The 18,645-nt window shown below is 39.6% G+C and carries 12 protein-coding genes; 6 read left to right on the top strand and 6 right to left on the bottom strand.

Going from position 1 to position 18,645, the window contains the following annotated elements:
• The first annotated feature begins 47 nt into the window (after nucleotides 1–47).
• The 3 genes from I6E72_RS01180 (at nucleotide 48) to I6E72_RS01170 (ending at nucleotide 4,465) form a co-directional block, all read left to right on the top strand.
• Entirely contained in the window at nucleotides 48–2,126 is a 2,079-nt protein-coding gene (locus I6E72_RS01180; RefSeq protein ID WP_197110823.1) for a M13 family metallopeptidase, read from the top strand.
• Between the two features lie 258 nt (nucleotides 2,127–2,384).
• The gene (locus I6E72_RS01175) at nucleotides 2,385–3,098 is read left to right on the top strand and encodes a YebC/PmpR family DNA-binding transcriptional regulator (protein WP_010555049.1); all 714 of its coding nucleotides are present in this window, start codon (nucleotides 2,385–2,387) and stop codon (nucleotides 3,096–3,098) included.
• 41 nt (nucleotides 3,099–3,139) lie between these two features.
• On the top strand, nucleotides 3,140–4,465 hold the full coding sequence (locus I6E72_RS01170; RefSeq protein WP_442960301.1) for a leucine-rich repeat-containing protein kinase family protein: 1,326 nt from the start codon (nucleotides 3,140–3,142) through the stop codon (nucleotides 4,463–4,465).
• A 77-nt stretch (nucleotides 4,466–4,542) separates the two neighbouring features.
• On the opposite strand, the gene I6E72_RS01165 is transcribed toward I6E72_RS01170, so the two are convergent.
• The 6 genes from I6E72_RS01165 to glk form a co-directional block, all read right to left on the bottom strand.
• The gene (locus I6E72_RS01165) at nucleotides 4,543–5,667 is read right to left on the bottom strand and encodes a sterol desaturase family protein (RefSeq protein ID WP_024599396.1); all 1,125 of its coding nucleotides are present in this window, start codon (nucleotides 5,665–5,667) and stop codon (nucleotides 4,543–4,545) included.
• Between the two features lie 212 nt (nucleotides 5,668–5,879).
• Nucleotides 5,880–6,884 (bottom strand): type I glyceraldehyde-3-phosphate dehydrogenase, encoded by a 1,005-nt coding sequence (gap, locus tag I6E72_RS01160; protein WP_007582622.1) that lies wholly within the window; start codon nucleotides 6,882–6,884, stop codon nucleotides 5,880–5,882.
• Between the two features lie 9 nt (nucleotides 6,885–6,893).
• Nucleotides 6,894–7,514: a bifunctional 4-hydroxy-2-oxoglutarate aldolase/2-dehydro-3-deoxy-phosphogluconate aldolase gene (gene eda, locus I6E72_RS01155; RefSeq protein WP_002959756.1), complete on the bottom strand. Its 621-nt coding sequence runs from the start codon at nucleotides 7,512–7,514 to the stop codon at nucleotides 6,894–6,896.
• A gap of 33 nt (nucleotides 7,515–7,547) precedes the next feature.
• Nucleotides 7,548–9,398 (bottom strand): phosphogluconate dehydratase, encoded by a 1,851-nt coding sequence (gene edd, locus I6E72_RS01150; RefSeq protein ID WP_007582619.1) that lies wholly within the window; start codon nucleotides 9,396–9,398, stop codon nucleotides 7,548–7,550.
• 336 nt (nucleotides 9,399–9,734) lie between these two features.
• A complete protein-coding gene (locus I6E72_RS01145) occupies nucleotides 9,735–10,748 on the bottom strand; it encodes a LacI family DNA-binding transcriptional regulator (protein ID WP_010555045.1) in 1,014 nt (337 codons plus the stop codon).
• 36 nt (nucleotides 10,749–10,784) lie between these two features.
• Nucleotides 10,785–11,777 (bottom strand): glucokinase, encoded by a 993-nt coding sequence (glk, locus tag I6E72_RS01140; protein ID WP_010555044.1) that lies wholly within the window; start codon nucleotides 11,775–11,777, stop codon nucleotides 10,785–10,787.
• Nucleotides 11,778–12,068: 291 nt separating this feature from the next.
• On the opposite strand from glk, the gene I6E72_RS01135 reads away from it, so the two are divergent.
• From I6E72_RS01135 to I6E72_RS01125, 3 genes are all read left to right on the top strand, one after another.
• Nucleotides 12,069–13,085 carry a LacI family DNA-binding transcriptional regulator gene (locus I6E72_RS01135; RefSeq protein ID WP_007582612.1) on the top strand — a complete coding sequence of 339 codons (1,017 nt, stop codon included), beginning with the start codon at nucleotides 12,069–12,071 and terminating at the stop codon, nucleotides 13,083–13,085.
• A 266-nt stretch (nucleotides 13,086–13,351) separates the two neighbouring features.
• A complete protein-coding gene (locus tag I6E72_RS01130) occupies nucleotides 13,352–16,537 on the top strand; it encodes a TonB-dependent receptor (RefSeq protein ID WP_101164482.1) in 3,186 nt (1,061 codons plus the stop codon).
• A gap of 73 nt (nucleotides 16,538–16,610) precedes the next feature.
• Entirely contained in the window at nucleotides 16,611–18,518 is a 1,908-nt protein-coding gene (locus I6E72_RS01125) for an alpha/beta hydrolase family protein (RefSeq protein WP_197110821.1), read from the top strand.
• Nucleotides 18,519–18,645: the final 127 nt, after the last annotated feature.

The following is an 18,645-nucleotide window of genomic DNA, read 5'->3' as shown; positions in this document are numbered from 1 at the left end:
TGATTCACTGCTGCTTTAATTCAATCAGTGATACTCAGGAGTAAGTAATGAAAAAGAGTTTAATTGCCGCAGCATTAGCTGCCACATTTATTACCGGTTGTTCAGAGCCGCAAACAACAAAAACAGACGAGCAACACCCTAAAGTAGCCACTGCAGCAGTAACAGAAAAAGCAGAGTTAGGTAGTTTTGGTGTTGACCTAACAGCACGTAACGAAGCCGTTAAACCAGGCGATGATTTTTTTATGTATGCCAGTGGTACTTGGTATGACAACTACGTAATGCCTGCAGATAAAACCCGCTACGGAGCATTTTCAGGATTAGCTGAGCGCAGTGAAGACGATGTTAAAGCTATTATTGAAGAAATAGCAGCACGTAAAGATTTAAACGCAGAAGAAAAACTCGTTGCTGATTTTTACAATGCGTATATGGATACCGAAACACTTAATAAACTCGGTGTAGCGCCTATTAAGCCATTGTTAAGTGAAATTAATGATATATCGTCGACTGACGATTTAGCTGAAATGTTTGGTAAGTCTTGGTTAACCGGTAATAAAGCCCCTTTGGGTGGCGGCATGTGGTTTAACCGCTTAGACCCTAATAAATATGAAATGTCACTAGGTGCGGGTGGGTTAGGCCTACCAGATCGCTCTTACTACCTTGAAGACGCTGAGCGTTTTGTTAAAACACGTGCAGCTTATGTAGCTCACATTGCTGACATGCTTGAGTTTACAGGAGTCGAAAATACCGCTGAGCGCGCTCAAGCAATTTTAGACCTTGAAACCAAAATTGCACAAGGTCACTGGCCACGTGAAAAGCGTCGTAATCGCGATTTAACCTTAAACCAAGTTGAACGTGCTGATTTAAGCACTGCTTATCCTGGCTTTAACTGGGATTTATACTTTGCACAAACAGGTTATAAAGTACCTCAGTTAAATGTGTCTCAGCCAGAGCCAATAAAAGCGATGATTGAGCTAATCAATCAAGAAGATATTGCAGTATGGAAAGACTACCTAACGTATCACGCTATTAGCGGTAACGCAGGTTTACTATCAGAAGACGTATTTAATACTAACTTTGCTTTTTTTGGTAAAGAACTAAACGGACAGCAAGAGCCTCGCCCTCGTTGGAAACGTGCAATAAGTGAAATGTCGGGCACAAGTTCGCTTGGTTTTGCTATTGGTAAAATATACGTAGCGCGTTACTTCCCTGAGTCATCAAAACAACAAATGTCAGAGCTGGTTGAAAACCTTCGAACAGCCCTTGGTGAACGTATTGATAATCTAGAATGGATGGGTGATGCAACTAAAGTAAATGCGCGCGCTAAGCTGGCTGCATTTGTACCAAAAATTGGTTACCCCGATGTTTGGCAGTCTTATGAAGGTTTAAGCATTACTAAAAACGATTTGATTGGTAATGTGAAAAACATGCGTGAGTTTTTCCACGCTGAAAGTGTTGAAAAAGAGCTACAAAAAACAGACCGTAACCGCTGGGGCATGACGCCACAACGCGTAAACGCTTACTACAATAGCTCGTTTAATGAAATTGTATTTCCAGCTGCGATTCTACAACCGCCGTTTTTCGATCCAAATGCCGATCCGGCTGTAAACTATGGCGGTATTGGCGCTGTAATTGGTCACGAAATGGGTCATGGATTTGACGATCAAGGTTCAAAATCAGACGAAAACGGTGTGCAACGTAATTGGTGGACTGATGCTGACCGCGCTGCATTTGACAAAAAAGCCGATCAACTGGCTGCGCAGTACAGTAAATACGAGCCAATTGAAGGTAATTTTGTTAATGGTCGCAATAGCCTTGGCGAAAATATTGGTGATGTGGGTGGGTTATCAATGGCCTATCACGCGTACAAGCTAAGTTTAAATGGTAAAGAAGCGCCTGTTATTGACGGTGTTACTGGCGATCAACGTTTTTTCCTTGCGTGGGCACAAGTATGGAAAGAAAAACGTACTGAGCAAAGCATGCTTAACCAACTTCGTGGTGGCACACATGCCCCAGGTCGCTTTAGAGCACAAGCGCCACGCAACCACGATGCATGGTACAAAGCGTTTGATGTAAAACCAGGCGATGAGTTATACCTTCCTGAAGATGAACGTGTACGTATTTGGTAAGTAATACTTACTTTTTATTACTTAGTAAGGCAACCTGTTATACAGGTTGCCTTTTTTATTGAGTTAAATTTACAATAATAGATATAATTCCAACGTCTAAATCCCTCGATAATCTCCTCACTAAAATGCACTTTAGATGGACTTTAAACGCTACAGTTTTAATCGGCTTTAATACTTACTAGCCCTTGAATGCATTTACCTTTAGAATACGCATTATAATTTTATTCTATTATTTACATATATTAAGGCGAAACGCAGATGGGAAGAGCTTACCAAAACAAAAAAGATTCAATGGCTAAGACTGCGGGTGCTAAAACTAAAGTTTATTCTAAGTACGGCAAAGAAATTTATATTTGTGCTAAAAACGGCGGTGTAGATCCAGATGGTAACTTATCATTACGTCGCTTAATTGAACGCGCAAAAAAAGACCAAGTACCAGCACACGTTATTGACCGCGCAATCGACAAAGCAAAAGGTGGCGGCGGTGAAGACTACTCAGCAACACGTTACGAAGGTTACGGCCCTGGTAACTGTATGATTATCGTTGACTGTTTAACAGATAATAACAAGCGTACCTTTGCTGATGTACGTGTTTGTTTTACCAAAGCAAATGCTAAAATTGGCGCTCAAAACTCTGTTTCACATTTATTTGATCACCTTGCTATTTTTGTATTTGACGGTGATGACGACGAAGCAGTACTTGAAGCATTAATGATGGCTGATGTTGATGTAACTGACGTAGAAGTAGATGACGGTAAAGTCACTGTTTTTGCTCCTCACACAGAGTACAACAATACACGTACAGCGCTTGAAGAAATGGGCGTGACTGAGTTTGACGAAGACCTAATTAGCTTTGTGCCACAAATTGAAACGCCGATTGAAGGCGAAGACGTTGAAGTTATGGAACGCTTTTTAGCCATGCTAGAAGATTGCGACGACGTACAAAACGTTTACCATAACGCGCAATTCTAAAACCTGATTTACTAAGTTAGAACGACTTTAAGCCAACAGCTATGTTGGCTTTTTCATTTTTAGAACATGGTATAAATATGAACTCCCTTAAAGAGCTTAAAAGTGGCAAACTTGCTGGTGCTACTCGCCTGCAATTAGTAGAAGAGCTAACAGTATTCCCTGAAGAGATTTTTAGCTTAGCTGACACGCTTGAAGTTCTCGATTTATCAAATAATAACTTATCAACACTACCTGATGAATTTGCCTGCTTAACACACCTTAAGCGTGTATTTTTATCGTTTAATCAGTTTAAGCATATTCCTGCGGTTTTAGCTAAATGCCCTGCTCTGATAATGGTTGCATTTAAAGGCTGTAAAATAACTGAGTTTAGTGATTATTGTTTACCAAAAAATATTGAATGGCTCATCCTCACCGATAATAATATTACTGAGCTACCGCAAAGTTTTGGCCAATTTACCCAACTTAAAAAGCTCGCGCTTGCGGGCAATCAACTTAAGCAACTGCCAAGTAGCATGGCGCAGTGTAAAAACCTCGAGCTTGTTAGGCTCTCTGCTAATAACTTAACACACGTAGACGACTGGCTGTTTGAACTGCCTAAACTTGCTTGGCTTGCGTTTGCCGGTAACGATTTTAATAAAGCCCAGTGCCTTACAAAGTGCAGCTTAGAAAATAAGCCTCTTGACGATTACACGCTTAGTCATGTTATTGGCCAAGGTGCATCGGGCGTTATTCATTTAGCGCAAGCTGCTGATAGCGCTGTAGCGATTAAATTATTTAAAGGTGCAATTACCAGCGACGGCTACCCGCTTGATGAAGTGAATTGCTGCTTACAAGCAGGCGATCACGCTAATTTAATTAAAGTACTTGCCTACATTGAACAAAGTGATCAGTTAGGTTTAGTGATGGAGCTAATAGATAAAAGCTTCGCTAATTTAGGTTTGCCTCCAAGCCTTGAAACCTGTACGCGTGATACCTTTAACAATGATTGCCATTACTCAACTCACGCTATTTTAAAAATTGCACAGCAAATGGTAAATACACTGCATCACTTACATGTTCGTAAAGTAAGTCACGGCGACATTTATGCGCATAACACTATGGTTAACCAAAACCATGACGTTCTGTTTGGTGATTTTGGTGCTGCAACTAATTTAACGATGCTAAGTGAGTATCAGCAAAAGCAACTAGAGTTGATAGAAGTAAGAGCTTTGGGCTGTTTAATTGAAGACTTATTAGGCACGGTAACCGGTGATGATAGGCAAAGTGAGCTATTTGTTAAAATGTCCGATATGGCAAAATATGCTATGCAACCTTCATTAAATCAAAGACCTACACTTACTGAGTTATTAGAAGAGCTAAATATATAATTAAGTAGAGTCATAAAAAAGAGCAACGTGTAGCACGTTGCTCTTTTTTTAGTTTGAGTTTATTGAATTAATCGAGCTCATTTAGTGCGCTTAAACGGGTAAATCTGTTGTTTAAGCATACCTACCGGCATGTAATCCCCGACTACGCCATATGCTTCTGGCCACTCTTTTTCGCCTTTAACAGCAGTACCAAACACGTAGTCTAAAAACGAAAAATGCGCAGCGTAATTGCGGTCAATTGCGGCTTTATCTGACGCATGATGCCAATGGTGAAACTGCGGTGTAACCATAAAATATTTTAGCCAACCAAATTTCACACGTACATTTGCATGGTTAAACACAGCCTGTAAACCCACAATAATTACGTACAGACTAATTATTTGCTGTGAAAATCCAAGTACAAATATGGGTGTGAGCACTAAGCTGCGAGTTACGAGTATTTCAAGAATATGTTGGCGAGAGCCCGCTAACCAGTCCATTTCTTTAGCACTGTGATGTACGCCATGAAAGCGCCATAATAAAGGGACTTCGTGATAGGCACGATGCACCCAATACTGCATTAAATCAGCCACGAGTATTATTAAAAACAACTGCACTACAAATGGTGTTTGCTCTATATAACCTTGTACTGTAGATGATACAGCCCAGCCAAAACCATAATGCACAAAGTGGTTAGTAACGAGTAATACAAAACCAATAATTAAATGGTTTACGAAAAAGTGGTTTAAATCGCCTCGCCATTCGCTACGTAATATTTTTTGATCTTTTCGATGGGGTAGCAGCTTTTCAATAACAATAAATATGAGTGTTGAGCCGAGTAAATCTAAAATAAACCAATCGAGCCCTATGTAAGGTGTGTCGCTAGCAAACTCGTTTACCTCAACGTTTGGTCCGCCAAACATAATTGCCAGAACAATAAAAAACCACGCTGTAGCCCCTAAACGCTTATTGGTATTACGTACAAAGTTAAGTAGCCCTAAACTGCCCGAGACCAATAATGATGCAAACATAAGCTGACGTAAAAAGTCGACACTGTAGCTTTTTCTCAGCTCTGGTGTAGTTAAGTATTCAGGAAAGTGAAACGCTAATACGCCTAGGCAACTCAGTATTGCTAAAAAGCAGGCTATGTAGCCACTTATGTTGCCCTCACCTATCTGAAGATGATTTGTGCGAAATACCTTTCGTGATAAAGCTCTGATCATTTTTATTATTCCTTGCTTCGTTGAGTTGATTAAATACAACGAAATTCCATTGATTTACACACCCACATATTAACAAAATTTAGGGTATAAAAAATACAAATAGTTCCCTCCATAGTCTGAGTTGCAAATATACAGATAAACCAAACGCAAAAAAGCCACGCAATGCGTGGCTTGGTTGGATAAAGCTAAAACTTTACATCATTAGGGCTGTATTATAAAAACGCACCTAATGCTTTAACTTGGTCTAACATGCGGTTTGAGAAACCCCATTCGTTGTCGTACCAAGCCATTACTTTAACTAGATTGCCATCGGCTTTAGTTTGCGTTGCATCAAAGATAGATGACGCTGGGTTATGGTTAAAGTCGATAGAAACAAGCGGAAGCTCATTATATTGTAAAATATCTTTCATTGAACCCGTTGACGCTTCTTTCATGATTGCATTGATTTCTTCTGCAGTCGTATCGCGCTTAGTAATAAACGTAAAATCAACTAAAGATACGTTGATTGTTGGTACACGTACCGACATACCGTCTAATTTACCAGCAAGTTCTGGTAATACTAAACCAACAGCTGCCGCAGCACCTGTTTTAGTTGGGATCATAGATTGAGTTGCACTACGAGCACGGTATAGATCTGGGTGGTATACGTCAGATAGGTTTTGATCATTCGTATAAGAATGAATCGTTGTCATACTCCCCTTTTCAATACCTACTGTGTCGTTAATTGCTTTTGCAAGTGGTGCTAAACAGTTAGTAGTACACGATGCATTTGAGATGATTTGGCTATCAGCGTTAATTACATCGCTGTTTACACCATGAACCACTGTTGCATCCATATCTTTACCTGGAGCAGAAACGATTACTTTTTTAGCACCCGCTGTAATATGCTTAGCAGCGTCATCACGTTTAGTGAAAAAACCAGTACATTCTAAAACGATATCGACGTTTAGTGCTTTCCACGGTAAATTTGCAGGGTCGCGTTCTTGCGTTAACGTAATTACGTCATCGTCAATTAACATGGTGTTATTTTCAAGTGTTACTTTTTTAGAAAATTGACCATGAACTGAGTCATACTGCGTTAAATGTGCATTAACGTTAGCTGGTGCTAAATCGTTAATTGCTACAATTTTAATTTCGCTGTTTTGAGCTGACTCATAAAGTGCACGTAAAACATTTCTACCGATACGGCCGTAACCGTTAATTGCTACATTAATCATTTTAGACTCCTATTTAAGTTCACTTGCTTGGCGAGCAAGCGCTTCAATTGCTTGCCAGTCTTTATTTTCAATTAGTTGTTTATCTAGCATCCACGTACCACCAACACAAATAACGTTGTTAAGCGCTAAATAGTTCGGTGCAGTTGCTAGGCTAATGCCGCCAGTTGGGCAAAAAGTAATATGTGGTAATGGGCCACCAATTGATTTAAGCATTGCTGTTCCGCCTGCTGCTTCTGCAGGGAAGAATTTTAAATACTTAAAACCATGCGACGCAAGTTGCATAACTTCACTTGCAGTTGCAGCGCCTGGTAAAAATGGTATATCTGATGTTTTAGCCAAAGCAATAAGCTCATCGCTCACACCTGGACTCACCATAAAATCTGCACCTGCGGCAACCGAAAGATCAAAACTTGCTTTATCTACTACCGTACCAGTACCTACATAGGCTTCAGGTACTTCTGCTTTCATCAGCTTTACAGCTTCTGCAGCAATAGGTGTACGTAGTGTTATTTCTAAGGCTTTTAAGCCACCGTTATATAACGCTCTTGCAAGTGGTGCTGCATCTTCTAATTTTTCGATTACAACCACTGGCACTACGGGTGCCGATGCTAAGATTTTTTCAATACTCATTACTTGTTCCTCATTACCCAGTATGGCTAATATTTATTCAAGTCCAAAAGCACTCGCGCCTAAATCGGCACTGCTTACGATATTTCTAAATCCAGTAAATAATTCGCGACCTGTACCAAATGTTGCACTTGGCAGGCTAAGTTCTGCTTCACGTTTAGCAAGTTCTTCGTCGCTAACGTGTACTTTTAATATTCCGTTTGGCGCATCAAGTGTCACTAAATCACCTTCTCGGATTTTAGCAATAATGCCGCCTTCTACTGCCTCTGGTGCTAAGTGAATAGCAGCTGGTACTTTACCTGATGCACCCGACATACGACCGTCAGTAACAATGGCTACTTTAAAGCCTTCATCTTGAAGCGTTGCCATTACTGGCGTTAATTTATGTAGCTCTGGCATACCTTTCGCTTTAGGGCCTTGCTCTTTTAGCACGGCAATAAAGTCTTGGTTTAATTCGCCACGCGTGTATGCATCTTGCAGAGCACTTTGTGAGCTAAATACTTTTGCAGGAGCAGTAACAACCTGATGTTCGATAGCAACAGCTGACACTTTAATAACAGCTTTACCTAAGTTACCCGTTAGAAGTTGCAGACCACCTTGCTTACTAAAAGGGTTACTCACTGGGCGAAGTACTTCTTCATCATGTGAGTTTGCTGGGCAATCTACCCATTTAACTTTAGTTGGGCCGGTTGAGTTGCTCATGATCAGGCTATCGTCTTTATCCAAACGAGGTTCTGTCATGTAAGGTGCTAAACCATCGCCTAGCATTGTTTTAACATCTGTGTGTAAGTAACCAGCGCTTGCTAGCTCTCGCATTAAGAAACCCATACCGCCAGCTGCTTGGAAGTGGTTTACATCTGCAGAGCCGTTAGGGTAAATACGTGTAAGTAGTGGTACAACTTCTGATAAATCAGACATATCTTTCCACGTAACCTGAATGCCCGCCGCTTTTGCTATCGCAACAATATGAATTGCATGGTTAGTAGAACCACCTGTAGAAAGTAGGCCTACTAAACCGTTTATAATCGTTTTTTCGCTGATCACATCGGCTAAACACGGGCTTTCTTTATCATCTGTAAGCTGCTTAAGCATAGTTTCTACAGCATTACCTGTAAGACCATCGCGAAGCTCAGTGTAAGGATTAATAAACGAACTACCTGGAAGGTGTAAGCCCATTATTTCCATTAACATTTGGTTTGAGTTTGCAGTACCGTAAAACGTACAAGTACCTGCGCTGTGGTAAGACGCGCTTTCAGCCTCTAATAAGTCTTCGCGACTTACTAGACCTTGTGCAAATTTTTGACGAATACGTGCTTTTTCTTTATTAGGAATACCTGATTGCATTGGACCTGCTGGTAAAAAGAACACAGGTAAATGACCAAACGACAATGCACCAATTAATAAACCCGGGACGATTTTGTCACAAACGCCTAAACAAAAAACGCCATCAAACACATCGTGTGAAAGAGAAATTGCCGTAGACATAGCAATTACATCACGAGAAAAAAGCGAAAGTTCCATGCCGTCACGCCCTTGCGTAACACCATCACACATTGCAGGAACGCCACCAGCAACTTGTGCTGTAGCATCGTATTTGGTAGCAATGTCTTTAATTAAATCTGGGTAGTCTTTGTATGGCACATGAGCCGATAACATATCGTTATATGAGTTGATAATAGCAAGATTTGGCTGCTCATCAGCCTTTAAGCGCGCTTTGTCATCACTGCTACATGCAGCCATAACATGGGCTATATTTCCGCAACCTAAACCGGCACGAACTCTTGTTTGTTTTTTTGCGTGCGAAATACGTTCTAAATAATCTTGACGGGTATTTTTACTGCGTTCGATAACGCGCTGGGTAACTTCTTGAATACGAGGATGTAACATAATTTAACTCATCTCTATTAGTTAGAGGATAAAGGCTCAGTAGCAACTACAGACTCCACGTAAATAACTGTACTGAGCATCTTTGATTTACCCGTTCAAAGGTACGCTACCAGGGAGCCTCTCACAACAGCCCTGACACCGGTGTCACTGTATTAACGCATAGCAATGACACCGGTGTCAACCCCGGGTAACAAAAATAGTTTAATATTTTAACATGACCGAATAATGACCTAATTGATTTTTAGGCACAAAGTATATTTTAGCAAGTTCAGAGCAAAAAAAAGCCCGAATAAGCGTCACTCATATTCGGGCTACTGTGAAAGTGTTTTTAACTCACTATTTTATCGCAGAGGTAGACTCGCGTGTAATTAAGCGCGACTCAAGCGTTACCTGATACGGCTGTTCTTGCGGTTGAGCGATGTGTGAAATAAGTTGAGTTACGGCTTGTTTAGTCATTTCTTCAACAGGCTGTGCAATAGTCGTTAAACCAGGCCAAATATGACGTGCAATGGGTGCATTATCAAAGCCGGCTATTGAAATGTCATCAGGCACTTTTAATTGGCGCTGGGTAGCTAATTTTAATACCGCTGCCGCCATGTAATCGTTTGATGCAAATACAGCTGTTGGCCTAGGAGATAAATCTAAAATACTGCGTGCACTATCTACACCTGAGTGATAACTAAAGTTACCCTCCTCTACTAAGCGCTCATCAAACTCTATTCCATGGCTTGCAAGTGAACGCCTGTAGCCTTTAAAGCGTTGTTGCGTGGCACTGTGATCCGGGTGCCCTTTAATAAACGCTATAGATTTATGCCCAAGGCTAATTAGATGCTCAGTAATTTCAAATGCGCCTTGTTCATCATTACTACGAACTGAAATAGAATCATCTTGAAGTAAAGCTGACGCAACTCTTGCGTAAGGGATTTTTTTAGATTTTAAAAAAGCAACAAGCTCAGCAAAATCACCAAAAGGAGGTGTTAGCACAATGCCATCTAATCGAGAAGTCTGTAGTAATTGCTCAATATTATTTATAAGGGCTTCACCACGAAACTCACAAGGATGTATCAATAAATTATAGTTATTTTCTTTGCATGCTTCTAAAGCACCCGTTTGCACGCGAGTAATGTAGCTTTTACTTGGGTTATCGTAAAGACACCCAATAATAAAGCTACGATTTTGTGCAAGGCCTCGTGCAATTGGATTTGGGGTGTAATCGAGTTCTTTAAATACCGCAAGCACCTTTTCTCGGGTTGCAGCACTAACATTAGGCTCGTTATTCAAAACGCGTGATACGGTTTTTTTAGAAACACCAGCATGACTTGCCACACTGTTTATTGTTACTTTTTTCATCACTCTATTTTTCCAAATGCGAACAAGGAAAGCTCCTTATTTGCTGTTGTGCAAACACGCTGCGGCACCAATTAGTGGAATATTATCTTGTGTTACAAGTATTACAGGAATTTGCCCTGCGTATTGCGACATAATACCCTTTTGCGAAAATCGTTCAACAAAACGGCTCTCTAGAAGTCTTGCTTGCATACGAGGCAGTATTCCACCGCCAATAAATAGTCCGCCTAAAGCGCCGTAAACAACGGCTAAATCGCCAGCTACACTGCCGATCCAATCACAAAATTGATTAAGAGTTGCATCGCACACAGCACATTCACCGCTATTTGCTAGGCTACTTATTTGCGCAGCATCTAAATTTTTAGCTGTTACACCCTTAACCGCAGACATCGCTTTGTATAAATGCGTTATGCCAGGGCCTGAAAATACAGTTTCGATAGAAACATGGGGATGATCTTTACGTAATTCATTTAATAGTAAAGTATCGAGTTCATTAACTGGTGCAAGCGATATATGCCCCCCTTCTGAACTTAAAACAGCGGTAGATTGCGACGTTCTAACTAAGCACGCGGCACCAAAACCAGTACCTGGACCTATAACACCAATGTTAGCATTGTCATCAGCTTGGCCTGATTTAACAATGACATTTTGTTTAGGATCTAAGTAAGGAGCCGCATATGCAAAGGCAGCAAAATCGTTAATGACCTCTAGTTGCTGTAAATCAAAATGAGTTTTAAATTCACTAACACTAAAATGCCAACCTAAATTGGTTAAATGTACCTGCCCAGCTTTTATTGGACCTGCAACGGCTAAACATGCGCGTTTAGGTGTAATATGCGAGACTGTTTGTAAATATTGCTCAAGCGCACTTTCAAGTGAACCAAAATTAGCACTAGGAAAAATATTAATGTGCTCTATTACAAATTGGTTAGTATGTTCATTAAAAGCAGTTATTAAAGCAAAGCGGGCATTAGTGCCGCCAACATCAGCAACTAAGATGGGATCAAATTGGGCAGAAGAGTTTAGGCTCATAGTATTATCTCTTTTGTTAAGCGACTCGTGCTTATTATTTTACAATGGTATACCATTGTTATTTATACTTTGAGCTATCACCTCAAAGTAGCTATCACAGTAAAAAATGCTGCCTATAAAATATATAAACAGCGAATACGTTTTGACAACAAAATGATAAAACATTTATATTATGACACCGGTGTCAGCCGTTTATCAATAAAAATATACGTTAATTCACAAAAAGCTTGAAATTATTCATTAATAACCGAAAATGGCACAATTATTTATCAAATTAATTAAGTTGTAACAATGAAAGGTAAAGCCACCTCATTTGATATTGCCCACTATGCAGGGGTATCTCAATCAACTGTATCTCGCGCTTTACGTAACAGCCATCTTGTTAATGAAGAAACACGTAAACGTGTTTTCGATATAGCTAAAAAGCTTAATTATAAAGTTGATAAAAATGCCAGCAACTTGCGTACACAACAAAGCAGCACACTTGCATTACTTCTTTTCGAAGACCCTACCTCTGATGAGTCACAAATTAATCCTTTCTTTTTAGCCATGCTTGGCAGCATTACCCGTGCTTGCGCTAAAGAAGGTTACGATTTATTAGTATCATTTCAATCGGCCAGTGCTGATTGGCAAGCAGACTATGAAGATAGCCACAGAGCCGATGGTATTATTTTACTCGGTTATGGCGATTACATTGATTACCAACCAAAATTTAATACCTTACTTGAACAAAACACTAAGTTTGTTTGTTGGGGTGCAACGGTTGATAATCGCCCAGATTTAACTGTTTGTTGTGATAACTACGGTGGCGGTAAGCTCGCCGCTGAGCACTTTATTGCACACAGCAGAACTGATTGCGCTTTTATTGGTGATGCATCTGATCATAGCCCTGAATTCTTTAGTCGCTTTCAGGGTTTTAAAGATGAGCTATTAGCTAACAACGTAAAAATAAACGAACGTAAAATGGCTAATGCTATATCAACTGAAGAATCTGGGTATCACGCCACTCGTTCGCTTATCGCTAATAATATTAAATTTAACGCCTTATTTGCTGCAAGCGACTTAATTGCTATTGGGGCTATACGTGCACTTAAAGAAGCAAATATTAACGTGCCAAAAGATGTTGCGGTAGTCGGCTTTGATAACATAGCCATTGCTAGTTATGTAAACCCACCGCTGACGACGATAGAGCAAAACACCACTGTTGCAGGGCAAATGCTCGTAGAGAACTTATTAAAGCTGATACGTGGTGAAGAAGTACAAAGTACCCTATTAGCTCCTATTCTCATTCCTAGAAGGTCAAGCTGAGCTTATTTTTTAAGCAAACACCGGCTACATCTGTTCACATCCATTTACAAACAATAAAATTGTATAATAAACAATAGATTAAAATAAAAATCATCTGAAAAACTATACTTTTCCGTCAAAAAGACATCAATTCCTCCCCCCTTAGCAATAGCTAGTCGTTAACTGTATTTACTATTTTGTGTCTGTAATGTAAATTTATTGTGCCGCTATAACCTTACTCTGTAACTTTATAGCTTAAATAACAATAATATCTCAGGGATTTACATATGTTTAAAACTAAAGCTCTATCAAATGCAATAAGGTACTCTTTATTGCTAGGCTCTGTAGCCTTAGCGCCTAACGCGCTAGCTCAAGAAAACGACTTGAATTCAGACGTAGAATTAGAAGAAGAAGCACCTGAACGAATAGTTGTAACAGGCTCACGTATAAGAAAAGCTGAATTTTCAAATGCATCACCAATTCAAATTATCAATGGCGACTTATCTCGTGAAATGGGTTTATTTGATGCAGGCTCAATGCTTCAATCGACCAGCCAAGCGGCTGGTGCTCAAATAGATAATACATTTGGTGGTTTTGTACTAGATAACGGTCCGGGCGCTGCAACAATCGGATTTCGTGGTTTAGGTGCTGAACGAACTCTTGTGCTTATTAATGGCCGAAGAATGGCTCCTGCTGGCGTTGGTGGTGCACCAACATCACCTGATTTGAATTTAATACCTGGCGTAATGATTGAGCGTGTAGAGAATTTATTTGATGGCGCATCAACCGTTTATGGTTCTGATGCGGTAGCGGGTGTAGCTAACGTAATATTGAAAAAAGATGTTGAAGGTTTTATTTTTGATGCATCTTATCGTCAACCTAAAGGTGAAGGCGGTGAAGAAACTGTACTTTCGGGTATGTGGGGCAAAACCATGGATAATGGTTTTATCACTGTAGGCGTTGAATATTCAGAACAAAAATCTCAATCTTTATCTGGTAACCCTTTTGTTAAAGGGTGTGAAGAGCGTATTTGGGAAGCTGAAGATGGCAGTATCGTAACGAGAAACAGTGGCTATGGTCCTGTGGCGAGTGGTGAAGATTCATGTGATATTTTCCCTCTAACAAATCGTATTAGCGTACCTTCTTTCTTTGGTAGTGTTTATTACACTCCTAACTTTACAAACACTGGTATTCCAAACTTCAGCGAATCAACTGTACCATCAAGTCTTGAAGGATTTTTACCTTCATGGGTAGCTGGCGATTTCGATGGCGATGGTATTAATGATGGTGTATTTGTTGATGGTAACGGAGATGGTTTCCGTGACGTTGATTTCCAAGACCCTCTATACGCTTTCCAACAATCTGATTACTACAAAAGTGGTGATTACAGAAGTAAAAATGAACGTATTTCACTAATGCTTAATGGTGAATATAACTTCCAAGATGATAACGATACAACTTTCTACTACGAAGGTTTATATGCGAGTCGTAAATCACCAATTTTTAGCCCTGGTGCACAAATATTTCAACAAGTAGCGGCATCAAACCCATATAACCCTTGTGGTACAAACGGTATTGACTGTTTTGGCGTGTTAGGTGTGGGCCCTGGTGGACCTGAGGCCGTTCAGCCAATCATCAATATTCGTGGTGACCGTGATCAAACTGAGGTTGAAGTTTCACAATATCGTTTAGTTACTGGTGTTACTGGTAACCTCGGTATGTTTGAAAACATTGGTTTAGACAATTGGTACTACGACGCGTCTGTATCGTACAGCGCATCTAAAGGTACTGACCACCGTGTTGGTATTGATGAAGAGCGCTTGATTAACTCATTAGAAACTGCTGTTCTTAATGATGATGGTACTGTTACCTGTGGTACTGGTTCTGATGGATGTGTTCCTGTTAATTTATTTGCAGACAGTATTTACCAAGAAGGCGGCGGTACGCTTTCACCTGAAGAAGCGGCCTATTTATTTATTGACCGCGACATCGAAACTAAAGTAAACCAGTTTGTTTTTAATGCATTCATGGGTGGTGACTTCTTCGCACTACCATGGAATAACGAAACTGTTGCAGGTATCGTTGGTATTGAATATCGTCGTGATGAGATTGAATCAAATCCTAATGCAGCAGCATCACAAGGCTTACTATGGGGCTACTTTGCTGACCAAGGCGCTGATGGTTCTCGTAATCTAAAAGAAATATTTACAGAAGTTGACTTCCCTTTACTTAAAGGAGTTAAAGGTGCTGAAGAACTTACATTTACAGCTTCTGGCCGTGTTTCTGAGGAATCTTTCTACGATGCTGAATCAACTTATAGTCTTAAAACTATCTACCGTCCTGTTGATTGGTTTACTCTTCGTGCTACAAAAGGTACTTCTTATAGAGCGCCAAACTTACGTGAACGTTTCTTAAACGGTACGTCTGGTTTTAATACAGTTGCCGATCCATGTGTTGTTCCGGAAGATGCTCGTAATATTGACCCATTGAACCCAGGTTCAGCAGCTACATATAATGCAGCTGAAGAAACACGCGATACAGCGGTATTAAACGCTTGTCAAGCATCAGGTATTGATCCAACTACTCTTGGTTTAGGTCAAGGTGGGACTGATTCATATACAGCTACTTACAGCGCTGAGATTGAAACTGGCGGTACAACTGAGCTTAGTGCTGAAACATCAGTGGCTAAAACATACGGTTTTATCTTTGAACAACCGTTCACTGATGCATTTGATTTAACAATGTCATTAACTCGTTTTGATATTGAAGTAACAAATAGTATTGCAGAGCCAAGTGCTTTCTACAGTATTGGTCAGTGTTATTCTGCAGATGGTAATGATGCTTTTTGTAGCCGTATAGGGCGTGACGAAAATGGTCAAATTGATTTAGTTGATGCTAGCTTTATCAATATTGGTTTAATCTCTTCTAAAGGTTTTGATTACAATATCTACTTTGAAACAGATACGGTAATTGCAGAAGAAAACTTAGGTATTACACTAGACCTTCAAGCTACGCGTATGACAGAGCAAGTTTTTGATGTACTTGGTACTATTGATGACAATATGGGTGAGCCAGATTCACCAGAATGGCGCGGTACAGCACGCTTACAACTTAAATATTCTGATTTTAGGTTTAACTGGGAAACACGTTTCATCGGTAAAGGTCGTGAAGATGAAGATGATTTAGGTGAATTCGAAGAAGGTACTGCAGGTTGTCGTGGTTTAACTGACGCAAATGGTGCTCCACTTAAATGTCGCCCTGTTGGTTTCACTGATGACTACTTTGTACATAACATCGGTATGACTTGGTCTAACGATGCTTATAAAGTGAACTTTGGTGTACGTAACGTATTTAATGAAGCTCCACCAAAAGTAGATCCAAATGGTTCTTTCTCAAATACTAACATCCCTCTAGGTGTTGGTTATGATACATCAGGACGTAGCCCATACATCAGTTTTACAGCTTCTTTTTAATTAGAATTGGCTGAGTATATATTCAATCCAGATGGCCTAAAATTTTAGGCCATTTTTTTTGAGGGAATAAAAAATGAAACTTAAAAAAAGAATGTTAGTAGGATTTACCTTACTAAGCCTATCTTCTTTCGCTAATAGCGAAACTGAAGATGCGACACAAGTAAGCAGTATCGATGCTTTCTCAATGTCATCGGCTATCCGTAGTGTTGTAGCATCACCTGATGGTAAGAAGCTTGCTATTTTAAGAGCGACTACCAAAAATGGTGACTATATAATTGAGATAAGAGATCCAAATAACCTAGAAGCAGACCCCGTAAGGTTGGGCGCTGATAAAATGCTGATATCTTCCATCGTATGGTTAAACGATGAAAAAATTGGCGTTATGTTTAGACAAATACTAGAAGATGGAAGTCGCAAATACTGGGTTAATAAGTTTGCAATAACTGATGCTGATGGTAAAGGCGACTGGTTATTACCATTTAAGAAAAAGCGAAATGTTCAATTTAATATAATAAATATACTTCCAGACAAAAAAGATGAAGTACTTGTAGAGGTTGATATTAATAATAACTACATTCCAGATGTAGTGAGATTTAATATTAACACTGGACGAAGCGTTACTGTAATGCGCGGAAATGAAAAAGTATCAGGCTCGTTTGTTTCTGACTACGATGGTGAAATAAGAATAGCCCAAGGTTGGAATAAATCTGATAACGCAATCGATTATTATGCCCGAGATAAAGGCAATGATGATTGGAAAGTAATTAAGCAAGTTAGTCCTAAAAAGCGTGAAAACTTTGAGATATTAGGATTTGCAAAAGGTAATCCTAACGAAGTTTATGTTAACGCCAACTTAGGCGAAAATACGACTGGCATTTATATTTACAATATTAAAACAGGTCAGTATTCTGAACGTCAATTTGGTCTTAAATCTGTAGATACAGACGGTGTTATACTTGATACAGACGGTACTTTACAAGGCTTTCGCTATACAACCAAGCAGCCTAAGTTTTATTTCACAGACCCAAACCTTCAAGCACTTAACGAATCTGTTGCTTCTTTATTTAAAGATAAATTTGTACAAATCATTAGTAGCTCTGATAACGATAACGTATTAGTGGTGAGAGTATCTGCTGACGATAATCCTGGCAGCTATTACATTGTTACTAATAAACAGAAGCTGACTAAAATTGGTGATCGACTTCCGTTTATTGATAAAAGTAAATTAGGATCCGTTAAATATATCTCTTATAAAGCAAGAGATGGACGCAAAATAAAAGCGTATGTAACCATTCCTGCGACTAAAGGTCCTTACCCTGCGATAATACTTCCTCACGGTGGTCCTTGGGTGCGTGACTCTGTTGTATTTGATGACTGGGCGCAGTTACTCGCCTATCATGGTTACGTCGTTATTCAACCAAACTATCGGGGATCTACTGGTTACGGTTTAGAACATTGGATAGCCGGTGATAATAACTGGGGCTTGAAAAAACAAGATGATCTAGACGATGCCGCACAATATTTAATAGATAAAGGCTTAGCGACAAAAGATAAACTCGCTTTATTTGGCTGGAGTTATGGTGGTTACGCTGCATTTGCTGCATCTATGCGTGAAAACAACATATACAAATGTGTTGTTGCCGGTGCCGGGGTAAGTGATTTAAGCCGTATTAATGCAACTCTTAACGAAAATCGCTTTTTAAGTATTTTACAACGCCCTACGATTACAGGTGTCTCTCCTGTAGAGCAAGTAAATAAAGTAAATATTCCTATACTGGTTGTACATGGTGATATCGACAGTCGTGTTCCAGTAAAACACAGTAGAGACTTCGTATCTGAGCTTGAAAAGTACAAAAAAGACTTTAAATATATTGAGCTTGAAGATGCCGATCACTTTTCTGATACGCTTTTCTACGATCATAAAAAAGAATTTTATACCGAGTTGTTATCATGGTTTGATAATAAGTGTGGCCTCAAATAATGTAACTAAAAAGTGACATTCATTTTATTTGAAGAGCATTCTTTTGTTTTAATATTAAGTGAGTACATAACAAAAAGGCTTCTAAATTTATTTAGAAGCCTTTTTTAATAACTACAGCATGTTTTAT

It is taken from the genome of Pseudoalteromonas sp. NSLLW24 (genome assembly GCF_015864725.1).
In the GTDB taxonomy this organism is placed as follows: Bacteria; Pseudomonadota; Gammaproteobacteria; order Enterobacterales; family Alteromonadaceae; genus Pseudoalteromonas; species Pseudoalteromonas arctica.
The sequence above is the reverse complement of the archived record's forward strand: the minus strand, read 5'-3'. Positions and strand labels throughout refer to the sequence as shown.